We start from the raw sequence: 14730 nt of genomic DNA on the forward strand, positions 1-14730 counted from the left end.
AAATCCAATAAGAGAGTCGACGGTCATGGACAACACATCATCGATGCAAGCACCGCATAAGCTGGGCTTCCTGCATCAAATCAGGCTGGTTCCGCTGTTTTCCTCCATTCTCGGTGGCATCCTTTTACTTTTCGCGCTGAGCTCCGGCCTGGCCGGCTATTTTCTGATGCAGGCTGACCGCGATCAGCGCGACGTCACGGATGAAATTCAGGTGCGAATGGGGTTATCAAACAGTTCTAACCATCTGCGTACCGCGCGGATCAACATGATCCACGCCGGTGCGGCAAGCCGCATTGCCGAAATGGACGACATGAAAGCAAATATCGCGGCGGCGGAAAAGCGGATTAAACAGTCTGAAGATGGGTTTAATACCTATATGGCGCGGGCGGTGAAAACCCCTGCTGATGAAGCGCTGGATGGCGATCTGAACAGCAGTTTTCAGGCATACCTGGCCGGTCTACAGCCTATGCTGAAATACGCCAAAAACGGTATGTTCGAAGCTATCATTAATCACGAAAGCGAACAGGCGCGGCAGCTTGACGACAACTACAACAAGATCCTTCTGAAGGCCATTGAGATACGCACGGCGCGCGCTACACACTTAAGCGAGCAGGCGCATCAACGCACCCGTTTAGGGGTAATGTTTATGATTGGCGCCTTTGCGCTGGCGTTAGTGCTGACGCTGATGACCTTTATCGTCCTGCGTCGCACCGTGATTCGTCCGTTACAACATGCCGCCCAGCGCATTGAGCAAATCGCGGCGGGCGATCTCACCATGCAGGATGAGCCGACAGGTCGCAGCGAGATTGGCCGTCTGAGCCGCCATTTGCAGCAGATGCAGCGTTCGCTGGTAAACACCGTCGGCGCGGTGCGTCAGGGGGCAGAGGAAATCTATCGCGGCACGAGCGAGATCTCCGCAGGCAATACCGACTTGTCGTCGCGTACCGAGGAGCAGGCGGCGGCAATCGAACAGACCGCCGCCAGCATGGAACAACTGACCGCGACGGTAAAACAAAACGCCGACAATGCGCACCACGCCAGTAAACTGGCGGAAGACGCGTCTGGTAAAGCCAGCCGTGGCGGCCAGATGGTGTCCGGCGTCGTGCAGACAATGGGCAATATTTCCACCAGTTCGAAGAAGATTTCCGAAATTACCGCCGTGATTAACAGCATTGCGTTCCAGACGAATATCCTGGCGCTCAACGCGGCGGTTGAAGCCGCCCGCGCCGGTGAGCAGGGACGCGGGTTCGCTGTTGTCGCCAGCGAAGTGCGTACACTCGCCAGCCGTAGCGCCCAGGCGGCAAAAGAGATAGAAGGCTTGATCAGCGAATCGGTGCGTCTTATCGATCAGGGGTCTGGCGAAGTGGTGGCGGCGGGGAACACCATGACCGATATTGTCGACGCGGTGAAACGGGTGACCGATATCATGCTGGAGATTGCGGCGGCGTCGGATGAACAAAGTCGCGGCATCGTCCAGGTAAGCCAGGCGATTTCCGAGATGGATAAAGTCACTCAGCAGAATGCGTCACTGGTGGAAGAAGCTTCTGCCGCCGCCGCGTCACTGGAAGAGCAGGCCGCACGACTGACGGAAGCCGTAGGCGCGTTTCGTTTACAGAACGGAAGCGGCGTCACACGGACGACAACGGCCCGCCGCGCGCCGGAACCTGTTCCGACGCCGGTCACGGCTGGCACAGACAACTGGGAAACCTTCTGACGGTTATCAACCACGGGCCGGATAGGGCGCATTCACGCCGCCATCCGGCCAGGCGGTTGCGTTTATAGCGGCATGGATTTACGAATCGCGCCTATCAGCGTTTGCGCGCCGGAAGAAAGCGGTGAGTCCACGCGGGTAAGAATACCAATGGGCTCGCCCGCGCCCTGGGTCGGCACCGGCAGGGAGACCAGTGTCGCCTGGCGCAGATCTTCTTTCACCGCCCCGGATGGCACAAACCACACGTAGTCGTAGTCGACAGTAAGCTGGCGCGACAGCGAGGCCGAAAGCGTTTCGATACAGCCGGTGGGCAACTTGCAGCCCTGGCTTTGCAATAACGCCTCGGCGTTTTGCCGTGGCACGGTGCCTTTCGGCGACACCACCACGGGCCACTCCATGACCCGACTGAGAGTGACATTTTCCTGCAATAGCGGATGGCCGGGGCGGACAACCAGCTTTAATGACTCGAGAAACAGCAGTTCGTAATTCAGGCCGCTCATCAGTTCCGGATCGGACATCCGGCCAATGCCGATGTCAATCTCGCCGGATTTCAGTCCCGCCAGCAGCATAGTGTTATTCATGGTAGCCACCTGTAGGGTGGTCTCTTTTTGCTGTTGATGAAACGGGCCAATCACCGCAGGCAGGATACCCAGCGCAGCGGTGGGCAGCGCGCCGATTCTCACTACATCATTGTTTAGACCTTCTTTACGGTTTAGCGCCTGTCCGGCCGTATTGAGCGCATCAAGCACTTTTACCGCATGGGTCAGAAACTGCTCCCCCGGAAGGGTCAGTTGGGCGCCAAGTCGTCCGCGTTCAAACAGGCGGGTTCCGGTCAACTGCTCCAGCTCGTTCAGCGTTTTTGACAGCGCGGGCTGGCTGAGGTTAAGGGTTTCGGCTGCACGCCCCAATGTTCCTTGTTGAGCGACAGCGACAAATGTATGAAGATGGCGCAATCGGATGCGCTGACTGAACAAACTATTTTTTTCCATAAGCGATGTTAAAAACAGAGCCGTGCCGGTGACAAGTAAAGTTGTTTGTTTTTGATAACTTGATTGCAAAATATAATTAACATTTAACTCATTTAAGTAACAGCGATTTCTCTGCGGAGGGGAAAATGATTCATGTCATAGGCCACCTTAATCCAGATAGCGATGCGATATGCTCGGCGTATATGACCGCGTGCTGGCTTCAGATGCGCGGCTTACCGGCCACGGCCTGGCGTCTCGGCGAACCGAATCGCGAAACCCGCTTTATCTTCGAACAGGCGGGGCTGGACATGCCGCCGTTGTTGACCCTGCCGCTCACCGGACTTGACGTCTGGCTGGTGGACTTTACGGAGCCATCACAAGGGCCGGAAACCCTTCAGTCCAGCAATGTTGTTGGCATTATTGACCATCACCGACTGGGCGGGCTAATGACCCGCCTGCCGCCGGAGGTGTGGATTAAACCGGTTGGTAGCAGCGCCACATTGCTGTGGCAGTTAATGACGCCGCAGCACAGGGCGCAGGTCACCTCCGCGCAAGCGCAATTACTGCTGGGCGCCCTGTTAAGTGACACTGTCACGCTAAGATCGCCCACGACCACTGACGACGATCGTCAGGCGGTAGCCGAACTGACGGAACAGGCAGGCGTGACGTTAAGCGCCTTTAGTGAGGGATTATTAAGCGCGAAAACCAGCGTGGAAGGCTTAACCGCCAGCGCGCTTCTGCAAAAGGATATCAAGCGCTTCACTCTTCATGGGTTACAGGTCAGCGTCGCGCAGATCGAGCTTTACTCTCTGGATCAGGTATCCGGCGTGCTGGAAGCCCTGCGAGGCGAGATGGCGGAATACGCTACCCGCAGCGGCGCGGATCTGGTGGCGCTGATGCTGACCGATATTAACGCCGGGCATTCGCAGCTGTGGTTTGCCGGTTCACATCAGCCGCCGCTGTCGCAGCCCGTGACAGTCGAGGGTATGCTGAGTCGTAAGAAACAGATGTTGCCCTGGCTGGAGAAGCATCTGGCCTGATGCAAAACGTCAGCGGGCTGAAGCGCCAGCCCGCTGCTACCGTTAAACGTCAAAAAAGACCGTTTCTTTTTCACCCTGCAGATGAATATCAAAGGTATAGACCGTCTCGTCGCCGCGCTGAACACGCCGGGCAATGAGCGTCTGGCGGCGAACTTCCCATTCGATCAGGTTTAGCACCGGGTCGCGCTGGTTCGCCTCAGGTTCATCGGCAAAGTACATCCGGGTGTGCAGGCCAATATTGATGCCCCGGGCGACAATCCACAGGTTAACGTGCGGCGCCATGACCCTGCCGTCACGCCCGACGACGCATCCCGGTTTGATGGTTTCAAAGCGCCAGACGCCGCTGTCGAAGTCGGAACAGGCGCGTCCCCAACCGCGGAAATCAGGGTCAAGTTTTTTATCTTCCTGATGGTCGGCTGGATGGTTATACCGTCCGTGGGCATTGGCCTGCCAGATTTCCAGCAGCACATCGCGCACCGGTGTGCCGGAACCGTCGATCACCCGGCCTTCAAGGGTAATACGCTCACCTTCGGTATGGCTGTTGGTCAGCGTGGCGCTGACGTTTTTCTCAAAGATATGAAAGCCTGCCGCGTCCGGCGCTAACCCAATATGCACATACGGTCCCGCCGTTTGTGAGGCGGTTTCCGGTAAATAATCTTTCATCGTGCGACCCCCTGAGTCCGGTTTTCAAACAGTGTGGCGCGCTGGCCTCGCAGCACCAGATCGAAACGGTACGCCAGACAGTCCAGCGGAACGGCGGCGTGGGTGTCCAGTTCGGCAATCAGGGTGCGAACAGCGTCGTCGTTGTTGAGGGTTCTGACAATGGGACACTGCCTGATAAGCGGGTCGCCTTCAAAATACATCTGGGTGATCAGACGCTGGGCGAAGGCATCGCCGGACAGTGAAAAATGAATATGCGAAGGACGCCAGTCGCTGGCCTGATTACGCCACGGATAGGGACCTGGTTTGATGGTGCGGAAAAAATAGTATCCGTTTTCATCGGTTAACACGCGTCCGCAGCCGCCAAAGTTGGGGTCGATAGGCGCGAGATACTGATCTTTCTTGTGGCGGTAGCGGCCACCCGCATTCGCCTGCCAGACTTCAACCAGCGTATTTTTCATCGGACGACCGAAGCCGTCACGAACATAGCCGTGGACAATAATACGTTCGCCAATCGGTAAACCGTCTTTGGCGTAATTCATGATCAGGTCGTTGTCCAGCGGACCCAGATCGCTATCGCTGAATACCGGACCGGTGATTTCCGATAATGAGTTTTGCAAAGAGATCAGCGCATTGCGCGGCGAACGCAGCACGCTGGTTTTGTAGCCAGGGGCAAAGGCCGGCGGATGGCTGTTGTAGTCGCGATGAATGACCTCGCGGGCGAAACGGTTATCTTGCATAGCGAGCTCCTGTACGGGTAAGAGAATTATTGTTTTCAGGTCGCCTGCCAGAGTTTCTGTAAATACAATGTTAATTAAAAGTGAATTTATGTCGATTATTACATAGCCGTGAGTTATAGAAGGGGGGGGCGCAACGCGACGGGACGAGTTTCGGCGGGATCACACTTTGTAAATTCTTCCCCACGGAATGAACGGCCTTTTCTACACTCCAGGTAACATTCACTGGAGACATGACATTATGGCGAACAGCATCACGGCAGATGAGATTCGGGAACATTTTTCGCAAGCAATGTCAGCGATGTACCAGCAGGAAGTTCCGCAGTACGGCACGCTGCTCGAACTGGTCGCTGATGTCAATCTGGCGGTACTGGAAAATAACCCCACCTTGCACGAAAAACTGGCTAACGCCGACGAACTGGCCCGCCTGAACGTAGAACGGCACGGGGCGATACGCGTCGGGACGGCAGAGGAACTTTCCACGCTACGGCGCATGTTTGCGATCATGGGCATGTTTCCGGTCAGCTATTACGATCTTTCTCAGGCTGGCGTACCGGTGCATTCGACGGCGTTCCGGCCCGTCGATGACGCCTCGTTATCGCGAAACCCTTTCCGGGTCTTTACTTCGCTGCTTCGCCTGGAGCTGATTGAAAATGCGGCGTTACGTCAGCGCGCGGCGGAAATCCTCGCCCAACGTGATATTTTTACGCCGCGTTGCCGGGAACTGCTTGATGTCTGGGACAAGCAAAACGGTTTCGACGCGGCACAGGCGCAAGAGTTCGTCGAGGAAGCGCTGGAAACGTTCCGCTGGCACCGTCATGCTACCGTGGACGCGCAAACCTATCTGGCGCTGCATAATGAGCACCGGCTGATTGCCGACGTGGTCTGTTTTCCTGGCTGCCATATTAATCATCTCACGCCGCGCACGCTGGATATTGACCGTGTACAGGCGATGATGCCGGAATGCGGTATCGAACCCAAAATACTGATTGAAGGCCCGCCGCGTCGCGACGTGCCGATCCTGCTGCGCCAGACCAGCTTTAAAGCGCTGGAAGAACCCGTGTTGTTTGCTGGCGAAAAGCAGGGCACACATACCGCGCGCTTTGGCGAAATTGAGCAGCGTGGGGTGGCGCTGACCGTCAAAGGACGGCAGCTTTATGACGCGCTGCTCCAGCGCGCCGGGACCGGGAAAGACAATTTGACGCATCAATTGCATTTGCAGGAGGTGTTTAAAGCATTTCCTGACAGCGAATTCCTGTTGCGCCAGCAAGGGCTGGCCTGGTTTCGCTATCGACTGACGCCGACGGGCGAAGCGCATCGTCATGCCATTCACCCTGGTGACGACCCGCAGCCCCACATTGAACGCGGTTGGGTGGCGGCGCAGCCCATTACCTACGAAGATTTTTTACCGGTCAGCGCAGCGGGCATTTTCCAGTCAAACCTGGGAAATGAAACCCAGGCGCGCCGTCATGGTAATGCCAGCCGCGACGCGTTTGAGCAGGCGCTGGGATGCCCGGTGTTGGACGAGTTTACGCTGTACCAGGAGGCGGAGGAGCGCAGTAAACGGCGTTGCGGCCTGCTTTAATCAAGGTATGCTGTAGGAATTTGCAATTACCGGGTAAACATGGACATGGTAAATCCCACTATTCCGCTGGCCGATACCGTACAGGGAAAACTGATCGGTGTCGTTGAGAAAGACATTCATATCTGGCGCGGTATTCCCTATGCCGCGCCGCCGGTTGGCGAACGGCGCTGGCGCGCGCCGCAGCCGGTCACTCCCTGGTCCGGTACGCGTCAGGCTGATACGTTTTCCCGTGCCAGCTGGCAGGACATCGAATACTGTAAAGCGCTGGGCGGCGGCGATCCGGGCGCGTTCTCCGAAGACTGTCTCTACCTTAACGTCTGGTCTCCTGCCGGGCGGCGCGCACCGCTGCCAGTGATGGTCTGGCTTCATGGCGGCGGCTATACCCTGGGCGCTGCAAGCCTTCCACCGTATGACGGCCTTGCGCTGGCGAAGCGCGAGGTTGTGGTCGTCACCGTCAATTACCGTCTGGGTCACCTGGGCTTTTTCGCTCATCCGGCGCTGGAAGGGGAAAGCGATGAGTGCGTGAATAATTTTGCGCTGCTCGATCAAATCGCCGCGCTGCGTTGGGTACAGGAAAATATCGCTGCGTTTGGCGGCGATCCGCAGAACGTGACGCTGTTTGGTGAATCCGCAGGCGCGCGCAGCGTACTTTCCCTGCTGGCGTCGCCTAAGGGCAACGGCCTGTTTCACAAAGCGATTGTGCAGAGCGGTTACACCTTACCGGATACGCCGCGCGAGATTGCCCTTGAAAACGGCATTGCGCTGGCGGGGCACTTCGGATTGCAAAACGCGACGGCTGAACAGCTGCGTGCGATTCCGGCAGAGGCTTTCTGGCCGCTCGGCGCGCCGTACAAAATCGCCCCGACGCCGATCTCTGGCGACGCCGTGTTGCCCGAACCGATGCTGGATGTCTTTTTTGCGGCGAAGCAGCATCCGGTCCCGCTGATGATCGGTTCCAACAGTGACGAAGCGAGTGTGATGGCCGTTTTCGGCGTCGATCTGGCTGAACAAATCCAGAAACTGCGCCGCGAACGCAGGCTGGGTCTCGGCCTGATTAAATTGCTCTATCCCGGCGTGAAAGGGGACGAAGAGTTGGGGCGTCAGGTGTGTCGCGACCTGGCCTTTACCGCGCTCGGCTATGTGGTGATGCAGGCGCAGCAGCGGGTGGGAGAACCCTGCTGGCGCTACTGGTTCGATTATGTGGCGGAAGCCGAGCACGATACCTACGCCAACGGCGCGTGGCATGGCAACGAGGTGCCTTATGTGTTTGATACCCTTACGCTCGCCGAGCCTGCGCGAGACTACGTGAACGAAAACGATCTGGCCTTCGCCGCGCAGGTCGCCGACTACTGGGTCAACTTTGCCCGTCACGCCAGCCGTACCTGCGATACGCTTCACGGCCCGGTACGCTGGCCTGCCTGTATCAAAGGGCGCGACCGGCTGCTGCGAATCGGCCTGAACAAGCGAGCGGGTTTCAAGATTGAAAACCGGTTTATGCGCGCGCGTCTGGCGCTGTTTAAGCGAGTCATGACCCAACACGTCAGTCTCGACTAGCTTTGCAAAAGTTGAAGGTCGCGAGAAGCAAGTTTACATGGGAATCAGTCAGTTCCGATCGACAGAAAATATTTTACGTTTTGCTCAGATAATCAGCGGCCAACAATTGGATTATTAATGAAATTTGTCTAGAGTGAGCGGTCAGAATTATGCTTCCTCTTGCCGCTGTCGAGCGCCAGCGCGGGACCATTCACGAGACCAGAAGGACTGATTTTCAGGTATGAATCGCAGACGATTTATTAAAGGTTCAATGGCAATGGCCGCCGTGTGCGGTACCGGCGGTATTGCTTCACTCTTTACCCGCGCCGCATACGCAGCCGAATCAGATATCGCCGACGGGCAAACCGTGCGGTTTGATTATTCGGTGCTGCAATCCATGGCCCACGATCTCGCGCAGAAACCGTGGGGCGGCGCGCCACGCGCGTTGCCGGACACCCTGGCGAATCTGACGCCTCAGGCTTACAACAGCATTCAGTATGACGCCGCCCAGTCGCTGTGGAATAACGTCGAGGGCCGCCAACTGGATGCCCAGTTCTTCCATGTGGGGATGGGTTTCCGTCGCCGGGTGCGCATGTTCTCTGTCGACGCCGCCACGCATATGGCGCGTGAAATCCACTTCCGCCCGGAGCTGTTCAAATATAACGACGCGGGCGTGGACACTAAACAGCTTGAGGGCCAAACCGACCTCGGTTTTGCCGGTTTCCGCGTATTCAAAGCGCCGGAACTGGCGCGACGTGACGTCGTGTCATTCCTTGGCGCCAGCTATTTCCGCGCGGTGGACGATACCTATCAGTACGGCCTGTCTGCCCGTGGTCTGGCGATTGACACCTACACCGACACGAAAGAGGAGTTCCCGGACTTTACCGCTTTCTGGTTTGATACAGTGAAGCCGGGGGCCACCACGTTTACCGTGTATGCGCTGTTAGACAGCCCAAGCATTACCGGCGCCTATAAATTCGTGATCCACTGTGAGAAGAGCCAGGTGATCATGGACGTGGAAAATCGCCTGTACGCCCGCAAGGACATCAAACAACTGGGTATTGCGCCGATGACCAGCATGTTCAGCTGCGGCAATAACGAACGCCGCATGTGCGATACCATTCATCCGCAGATCCACGACTCTGACCGACTGGCGATGTGGCGCGGCAACGGCGAATGGATCTGTCGCCCGCTGAACAACCCGCAAAAATTGCAGTTTAACGCCTATACCGACAACAACCCGAAAGGCTTCGGTCTGCTGCAGCTGGATCGGGACTTTAGCCACTATCAGGACATTATGGGCTGGTACAACAAGCGTCCGAGCCTGTGGGTGGAGCCCCGTAACCAGTGGGGCAAGGGCACCATCGGGCTGATGGAGATCCCGACCACGGGCGAAACGCTGGATAACGTGGTCTGTTTCTGGCAGCCGGAAAAATCGATCAAGGCGGGAGATGAACTGACGTACAAATACCGACTGTACTGGAGCGCGCAGCCGCCGGTTCGTTCGCCGCTGGCGCGCGTGATGGCTACCCGTACCGGTATGGGCGGATTTCCGGAAGGCTGGGCGCCGGGCGAGCATTATCCGGAAAAATGGGCGCGTCGTTTTGCCATTGATTTCGTTGGCGGCGATCTGAAAGCTGCGGCGCCTAAAGGCATTGAGCCGGTGATTACGCTTTCCAGCGGCGAAGCGAAGCAGATTGAAATTCTCTACGTCGAACCGTTCGACGGCTATCGCATCCAGTTTGACTGGTATCCTACCTCTGATTCGACCGAACCGGTGGATATGCGCATGTTCCTGCGTTGCCAGGGCGAGGCGATTAGCGAAACCTGGCTGTATCAGTATTTTCCTCCCGCGCCGGACATGCGTCGCTATGTCGATGATCGCGTGATGCGTTGATCCTCGCGACGCCCTTTGCAAGGCAAGGGGCGTCAGCGTTTCCCCGAAATATCTGTACAAGAACTAAACACGATCCCGTTCGCATTTTTCCCTGACTCAAATGAGTAAGCTGAAGATGTGTATTTCTTATACACGCGTTTGTTCACTAACAGGGAGAGCGTATGTTTCCAGAATACAGAGATCTGATTTCCCGACTGAAAACCGAGAACCCTCGCTTTCTGTCTCTTTTCGAAAAGCACAATAACCTTGATCACGAAATAGCCAGGCTGGAAGGCGCCGATGGTCGGGGATACAATCTCGAAGTCGTTCGCCTTAAAAAACAGAAACTCCAGCTAAAGGACGATATGCTCAAAATCTTACAGAAAGAGAGTGCTAACGAGAGCCAGGTATAACCGCTCCCGTTCTCTGAAAAGGGCTTCCCACGCATCGGGAGGCCCTTCTTGTTTTGGCTAAGTGTTTGCATTACCGCTGAAAAATCTGCTAAACAGAATGCTGGGCGGCGGTACGGCAAAACAGGAGTCAATATGACAGAAACAATCAACGCGGGCGAGAACCTGCAACTGCAGGCGGTTGCGGAGCATCATATTGCGCCACTGCATCAGCTGGTGCGCAAAAACAGCGCCTGGCTGCAGCAGTCGCTGAACTGGCCTGCGTCAGTGCGCGAGGAAGAAGACACGCGTAAAAGCGTGCAGGGGAATATCCTGTTGCATCAACGCGGCTATGCGAAAATGTACATGATTATGGCCGGCGATGAACTGGTGGGCGTGCTGTCGTTTAATCAGATTGAGCCATTAAATAAGGCGGCATATATCGGTTACTGGCTGGATGAGTCGCATCAGGGAAAAGGCACGATGTCACGCGCGCTTCAGGCGCTAATGTGCCACTACGCTGAGCGCGGCGAGGTGAGGCGCTTTGTGATTAAATGTCGGGTGGCCAATCACGCCAGTAATCAGGTTGCCCGGCGCAACGGCTTTGAACTGGAAGGCTGTCTGAAACAGGCTGAATACCTGAACGGCCGCTATGACGACGTGAACCTTTATGCCCGTATTATCAGCGCGTCATCAGACTGAGCCAACCAGCGGGGTGCGGGTGATATACTGCTCGCCGTGGTAGACTTTGGGGCCACGCAGATGAATGGCCTCATCGCCTGAAGCCTCGATAACGGTTGAACCGCCAATATCCACGTGATTTTCGATCACTACTTCGCCGTTAATACGCGCATCGCCCTCAACCAGCACGTGATCGTCAAGTAATATCGGGCCGCCGCACAGTCGCGCCTTTCCGCCCACCATCACGTGATGTTTGAGCACGCAGTTGCCTTCTACCGTCGCCTGTTCGGCAACCTGCGAACTGTAGCGTAGAGTGGGGATCGCGTCTTCCTCGAAACCCGCGATGACGCGCGCGTGGCCGTATACTTTGGCGCAATCACACAACCAGACGTTATTTTCAGCGTTGCCTTCAACAAGCGCGAAATCAAACACTTCGGCCCGGTGTTCGATAAACGCATGGGTGACAATGGCGTCCCCATAGATTTGCGCCTGATGTACAATCTGCGAATGAGCGACCGTGGCACGATCGTAAATCTGTAAACGTTGATCGCATTCGGTCGTCATTCCCCGCGCGGCAAAAATTTCTGACTGGTGCAGAATGCGTGCATCGCCGGACAACCGACACTCACCGCGTACGGTGGACGCCTGAACAGTGACGTTGTCACTTATTTCAGCGCCGTGACTTATCTCCGCGTGGTCTATCCAGACATTATCGCCAATACGTGCGCCGTCGCGAATGACGCAGGGTTGGGTGATGCGGGCGTTTCCGCTGATTTTAGCGCCAGAAAAAACCAGCGAATTTTCATCATAGATCCAGCACGTGCCTTCCTGAGACAATGCGCTTTCGTGATCGAGCCAGCCGCCGACATCGCCGGCTTTGACATCGTTGAAGTCAATCAGGGCGATAATCTGGCGCAAAAGGACATGCTGTTTCCGATCGTTTTCCTGATAGCTGAAGGCGCGCGGGGTCTCATCAAGGCGGTATTTTTGCATACAAGGTATCCGTGGTTTCGCTCACTATAACCGTAGCAAATTTTACGCCGCTGGCTAAACGCAGAGAAATTACATAAAATGCATTTCAAATATACTTTATAAATTAAACAAAATGCGTAAAGAAAAAGCAGGTGATTGTGTTCTGAATTTGCCCGCCGGCTATTTTGGCATGGTGCTGGGGACTATTGGGATGGGCTTTGCCTGGCGCTATGCCAGTCATATTTGGGCCGTCAGCCACTGGATTGGCGACGCGCTGGTGATCCTGGCGATGGTGATATGGGGACTGCTGACGCTGGCATTTATGACCCGGCTGGTGCGTTTTCCGCACAGCGTGATTGCGGAAATTCGCCATCCGGTCATGAGCAGTTTTGTCAGCCTGTTTCCGGCGACCACAATGCTGGTCGCTATCGGGTTTGTTCCCTGGAGCCGGCCGCTGGCGGTGGCGCTGTTCAGCATAGGCGTGGTGATCCAACTGGCCTATGCCGCCTGGCAAACGGCGGGGCTGTGGCGCGGCGCACATCCACAGGAGGCCACCACGCCGGGGTTGTATCTGCCGACCGTCGCCAATAATTTTATTAGCGCGATGGCCTGCGGCGCGCTGGGCTATACCGATGCCGGTCTGGTCTTTTTGGGCGCGGGGGTTTTTTCATGGCTCAGCCTTGAGCCGGTGATCCTGCAGCGCCTGCGTAGCGCCGGAGAACTCCCCACCGTACTGCGGACATCTCTTGGCATTCAACTGGCGCCCGCGCTGGTGGCCTGTAGCGCCTGGCTTAGCGTTAACGGCGGCGAAAGCGATACGCTGGCGAAGATGCTGTTTGGCTATGGCCTGCTTCAGTTGCTTTTTATGCTGCGGCTGATGCCGTGGTATTTGTCACAGCCCTTTAATGCCTCCTTCTGGAGTTTCTCGTTCGGCGTGTCAGCGCTGGCCACGACAGGGCTGCATCTCGGTCATGCCAGCGAGTCCGGTTTTTTCCACAGCCTCGCCGTGCCTTTATTCATCTTTACGAATGTTATTATTGCATTATTGCTGGTCCGTACGTTCGCGTTACTGGTGGAAGGTAAACTGCTTATCCGCACTGAACGTTCGGCGCTGTTAAAAACTGAGGATAAAAAATGACCCTTCGCGACGAACATTACTTTACTGAAAAATATGATTTAACCCGCACCCATTCTGAAGTGCTGGACGCTGTCAGGGTGGTTAAGCCGGGTAAAACGTTGGATCTGGGCTGCGGCAATGGCCGTAATAGTCTGTATCTGGCGGCGAACGGTTTTGATGTAACCGCATGGGATAAAAACCCGATGAGCATCAAGAATGTTGAGCGTATTAAAGCGGCCGAAGGGCTGGAGAATCTGCAAACCAACGTGGTGGATCTTAATGCTCTACGTTTTGACGGCGAGTACGATTTTATCCTCTCGACCGTGGTATTGATGTTCCTTGAGGCCAACACGATCCCGGGGCTCATCGCTAACATGCAGCGTTGTACTAAACCGGGTGGGTATAACCTGATTGTCGCGGCGATGGATACGGCGGACTATCCCTGCACCGTTGGTTTTCCGTTTGCCTTCAGGGAAGGGGAACTGCGCGACTACTACGCAGGTTGGGAGCAGCTGAAATACAATGAAGATGTCGGTGAGCTACATCGTACCGATGCGAACGGCAACCGGATTAAGCTGCGTTTTGCCACCCTGTTAGCCCGCAAAATGGCGTGATGCCGGAAGGACGAGTACGCCATTTATTTCTGGACAAAAAAGGGTCGGTAAAGTGTGGTTTGCTTACCATTTTTAATGCAACATAAATGATTTCCCTTTGCTATTATTGCGCATGCATATGTGCACATTTAAGGGATCGTTTCATGCGTACTCGTACTTTTTTCAGCGTTGCTATGCTTGCAGGGTTACTGACCTTATCCGGTTGTGCGTCAAAAATCACACAACCGGAAAAATATTCTGGCTTTTTAAAGGATTACTCCAGCCTCGAGGAAACGACATCGGCATCAGGACAGCCGGTGCTGCGTTGGGTTGATCCTGACTATAATGCCGCCAATTACGACAGCGTTGTCTGGACGCCCATCACGTATTACCCGGTACCCAAGCCGAACACGCAGGTCGGTCAGAAGGTCCTCGACGAGTTATTGAAATACAGTAACACCAAAATGAAAGGCGCCATTGCGCAGCGTAAACCACTGGTGACCACGCCTGGCCCGCGTAGCCTGATCTTCCGTGGCGCCATTACCGGTGTTGACGCCAGCAAAGAAGGGTTGCAGTTCTATGAAGTGGTGCCGGTTGCGCTGCTGGTTGCCGGAACGCAAATGGCGACGGGACACCGTACCATGGACACCCATCTCTACTTTGAAGGCGAGTTAATCGACGCGGCGACCAATAAGCCTGTTATTAAAGTGGTTCGCCAGGGCGAAGGGAAAGATCTGAACAACGAAAGTACGCCGATGGCGTTTGAAACGCTTAAGCAGGTCGTGGATAACATGGCCACCGACGCCACCATGTTTGAAGTTCGCCAGAAATAACGCCGTTCTTCTCGCGCCATCGCCCGATGGCGCTG

At 55.8% G+C, this 14730-nt stretch carries 14 protein-coding genes; 10 read left to right on the forward strand and 4 right to left on the reverse strand.

The annotated features are described in order from the left end of the window. Positions 1-25: 25 nt before the first annotated feature. Positions 26-1714: a methyl-accepting chemotaxis protein gene (locus OGY07_RS06670; protein ID WP_269535827.1), complete on the forward strand. Its 1689-nt coding sequence runs from the start codon at positions 26-28 to the stop codon at positions 1712-1714. A gap of 62 nt (positions 1715-1776) precedes the next feature. Here the strand turns inward: OGY07_RS06670 and OGY07_RS06675 are convergent, their stop codons facing one another. Beyond that, complete coding sequence (locus tag OGY07_RS06675; RefSeq protein WP_060571238.1) at positions 1777-2700, reverse strand: LysR substrate-binding domain-containing protein; 924 nt, start codon at positions 2698-2700, stop codon at positions 1777-1779. A gap of 125 nt (positions 2701-2825) precedes the next feature. Here OGY07_RS06675 and OGY07_RS06680 point away from each other — a divergent pair, with 125 nt between their 5' ends. Beyond that, positions 2826-3719, forward strand: a complete 894-nt coding sequence (locus OGY07_RS06680) for a manganese-dependent inorganic pyrophosphatase (RefSeq protein ID WP_211935717.1) — start codon at positions 2826-2828, stop codon at positions 3717-3719. Positions 3720-3761: 42 nt separating this feature from the next. On the opposite strand, the gene pcaG is transcribed toward OGY07_RS06680, so the two are convergent. Beyond that, positions 3762-4382, reverse strand: coding sequence for a protocatechuate 3,4-dioxygenase subunit alpha (pcaG, locus tag OGY07_RS06685; protein WP_060571236.1), 621 nt, complete (start codon positions 4380-4382; stop codon positions 3762-3764). Continuing rightward, entirely contained in the window at positions 4379-5119 is a 741-nt protein-coding gene (gene pcaH, locus OGY07_RS06690) for a protocatechuate 3,4-dioxygenase subunit beta (RefSeq protein ID WP_042283191.1), read from the reverse strand. Before pcaH ends, pcaG begins: the two co-directional genes overlap by 4 nt. Positions 5120-5357: 238 nt before the next feature. Between pcaH and hglS the strand changes: the two genes are divergently transcribed. From hglS to rimL, 5 genes are all read left to right on the forward strand, one after another. Beyond that, positions 5358-6701 (forward strand): 2-oxoadipate dioxygenase/decarboxylase HglS, encoded by a 1344-nt coding sequence (gene hglS / locus OGY07_RS06695; protein WP_042283188.1) that lies wholly within the window; start codon positions 5358-5360, stop codon positions 6699-6701. A gap of 45 nt (positions 6702-6746) precedes the next feature. Then, positions 6747-8255, forward strand: a complete 1509-nt coding sequence (locus tag OGY07_RS06700) for a carboxylesterase/lipase family protein (RefSeq protein ID WP_286599540.1) — start codon at positions 6747-6749, stop codon at positions 8253-8255. Positions 8256-8475: 220 nt separating this feature from the next. Next, entirely contained in the window at positions 8476-10131 is a 1656-nt protein-coding gene (locus OGY07_RS06705) for a glucan biosynthesis protein D (RefSeq protein ID WP_286599455.1), read from the forward strand. Positions 10132-10292: 161 nt separating this feature from the next. Beyond that, positions 10293-10523 carry an HP1242/YdcH family protein gene (locus tag OGY07_RS06710; protein WP_042283183.1) on the forward strand — a complete coding sequence of 77 codons (231 nt, stop codon included), beginning with the start codon at positions 10293-10295 and terminating at the stop codon, positions 10521-10523. 132 nt (positions 10524-10655) lie between these two features. Further along, positions 10656-11201, forward strand: a complete 546-nt coding sequence (gene rimL, locus OGY07_RS06715; RefSeq protein WP_286599458.1) for a 50S ribosomal protein L7/L12-serine acetyltransferase — start codon at positions 10656-10658, stop codon at positions 11199-11201. On the opposite strand, the gene ydcK is transcribed toward rimL, so the two are convergent. Further along, on the reverse strand, positions 11193-12173 hold the full coding sequence (gene ydcK / locus OGY07_RS06720) for a YdcK family protein (protein ID WP_286599460.1): 981 nt from the start codon (positions 12171-12173) through the stop codon (positions 11193-11195). The two genes, rimL and ydcK, sit on opposite strands and share 9 nt — an antisense overlap. A 112-nt stretch (positions 12174-12285) precedes the next feature. On the opposite strand from ydcK, the gene tehA reads away from it, so the two are divergent. The 3 genes from tehA (at position 12286) to OGY07_RS06735 (ending at position 14695) form a co-directional block, all read left to right on the forward strand. Then, on the forward strand, positions 12286-13290 hold the full coding sequence (tehA, locus tag OGY07_RS06725) for a dicarboxylate transporter/tellurite-resistance protein TehA (protein WP_060571231.1): 1005 nt from the start codon (positions 12286-12288) through the stop codon (positions 13288-13290). Further along, positions 13287-13883 (forward strand): tellurite resistance methyltransferase TehB, encoded by a 597-nt coding sequence (gene tehB, locus OGY07_RS06730; RefSeq protein WP_042283172.1) that lies wholly within the window; start codon positions 13287-13289, stop codon positions 13881-13883. The genes tehA and tehB overlap by 4 nt, the downstream gene beginning before the upstream one ends. 143 nt (positions 13884-14026) lie before the next feature. Continuing rightward, positions 14027-14695, forward strand: coding sequence for a DUF3313 domain-containing protein (locus OGY07_RS06735; protein WP_286599464.1), 669 nt, complete (start codon positions 14027-14029; stop codon positions 14693-14695). The last annotated feature ends 35 nt before the right edge of the window (positions 14696-14730 follow it).

The sequence above is a fragment of the Citrobacter sp. Cs237 genome, from assembly GCF_030332325.1.
In the GTDB taxonomy this organism is placed as follows: Bacteria; Pseudomonadota; Gammaproteobacteria; order Enterobacterales; family Enterobacteriaceae; genus Citrobacter_A; species Citrobacter_A sedlakii.

Bases quoted from the DNA above. Each gene is read 5' to 3' on its own strand.
- OGY07_RS06670 (WP_269535827.1), top strand. From the start codon at position 26: ATGGACAACACATCATCGATGCAAGCACCGCATAAGCTGGGCTTCCTG.
- OGY07_RS06675 (WP_060571238.1), bottom strand. From the start codon at position 2,700: ATGGAAAAAAATAGTTTGTTCAGTCAGCGCATCCGATTGCGCCATCTT.
- OGY07_RS06680 (WP_211935717.1), top strand. From the start codon at position 2,826: ATGATTCATGTCATAGGCCACCTTAATCCAGATAGCGATGCGATATGC.
- pcaG (WP_060571236.1), bottom strand. From the start codon at position 4,382: ATGAAAGATTATTTACCGGAAACCGCCTCACAAACGGCGGGACCGTAT.
- pcaH (WP_042283191.1), bottom strand. From the start codon at position 5,119: ATGCAAGATAACCGTTTCGCCCGCGAGGTCATTCATCGCGACTACAAC.
- hglS (WP_042283188.1), top strand. From the start codon at position 5,358: ATGGCGAACAGCATCACGGCAGATGAGATTCGGGAACATTTTTCGCAA.
- OGY07_RS06700 (WP_286599540.1), top strand. From the start codon at position 6,747: ATGGTAAATCCCACTATTCCGCTGGCCGATACCGTACAGGGAAAACTG.
- OGY07_RS06705 (WP_286599455.1), top strand. From the start codon at position 8,476: ATGAATCGCAGACGATTTATTAAAGGTTCAATGGCAATGGCCGCCGTG.
- OGY07_RS06710 (WP_042283183.1), top strand. From the start codon at position 10,293: ATGTTTCCAGAATACAGAGATCTGATTTCCCGACTGAAAACCGAGAAC.
- rimL (WP_286599458.1), top strand. From the start codon at position 10,656: ATGACAGAAACAATCAACGCGGGCGAGAACCTGCAACTGCAGGCGGTT.
- ydcK (WP_286599460.1), bottom strand. From the start codon at position 12,173: ATGCAAAAATACCGCCTTGATGAGACCCCGCGCGCCTTCAGCTATCAG.
- tehA (WP_060571231.1), top strand. From the start codon at position 12,286: ATGCGTAAAGAAAAAGCAGGTGATTGTGTTCTGAATTTGCCCGCCGGC.
- tehB (WP_042283172.1), top strand. From the start codon at position 13,287: ATGACCCTTCGCGACGAACATTACTTTACTGAAAAATATGATTTAACC.
- OGY07_RS06735 (WP_286599464.1), top strand. From the start codon at position 14,027: ATGCGTACTCGTACTTTTTTCAGCGTTGCTATGCTTGCAGGGTTACTG.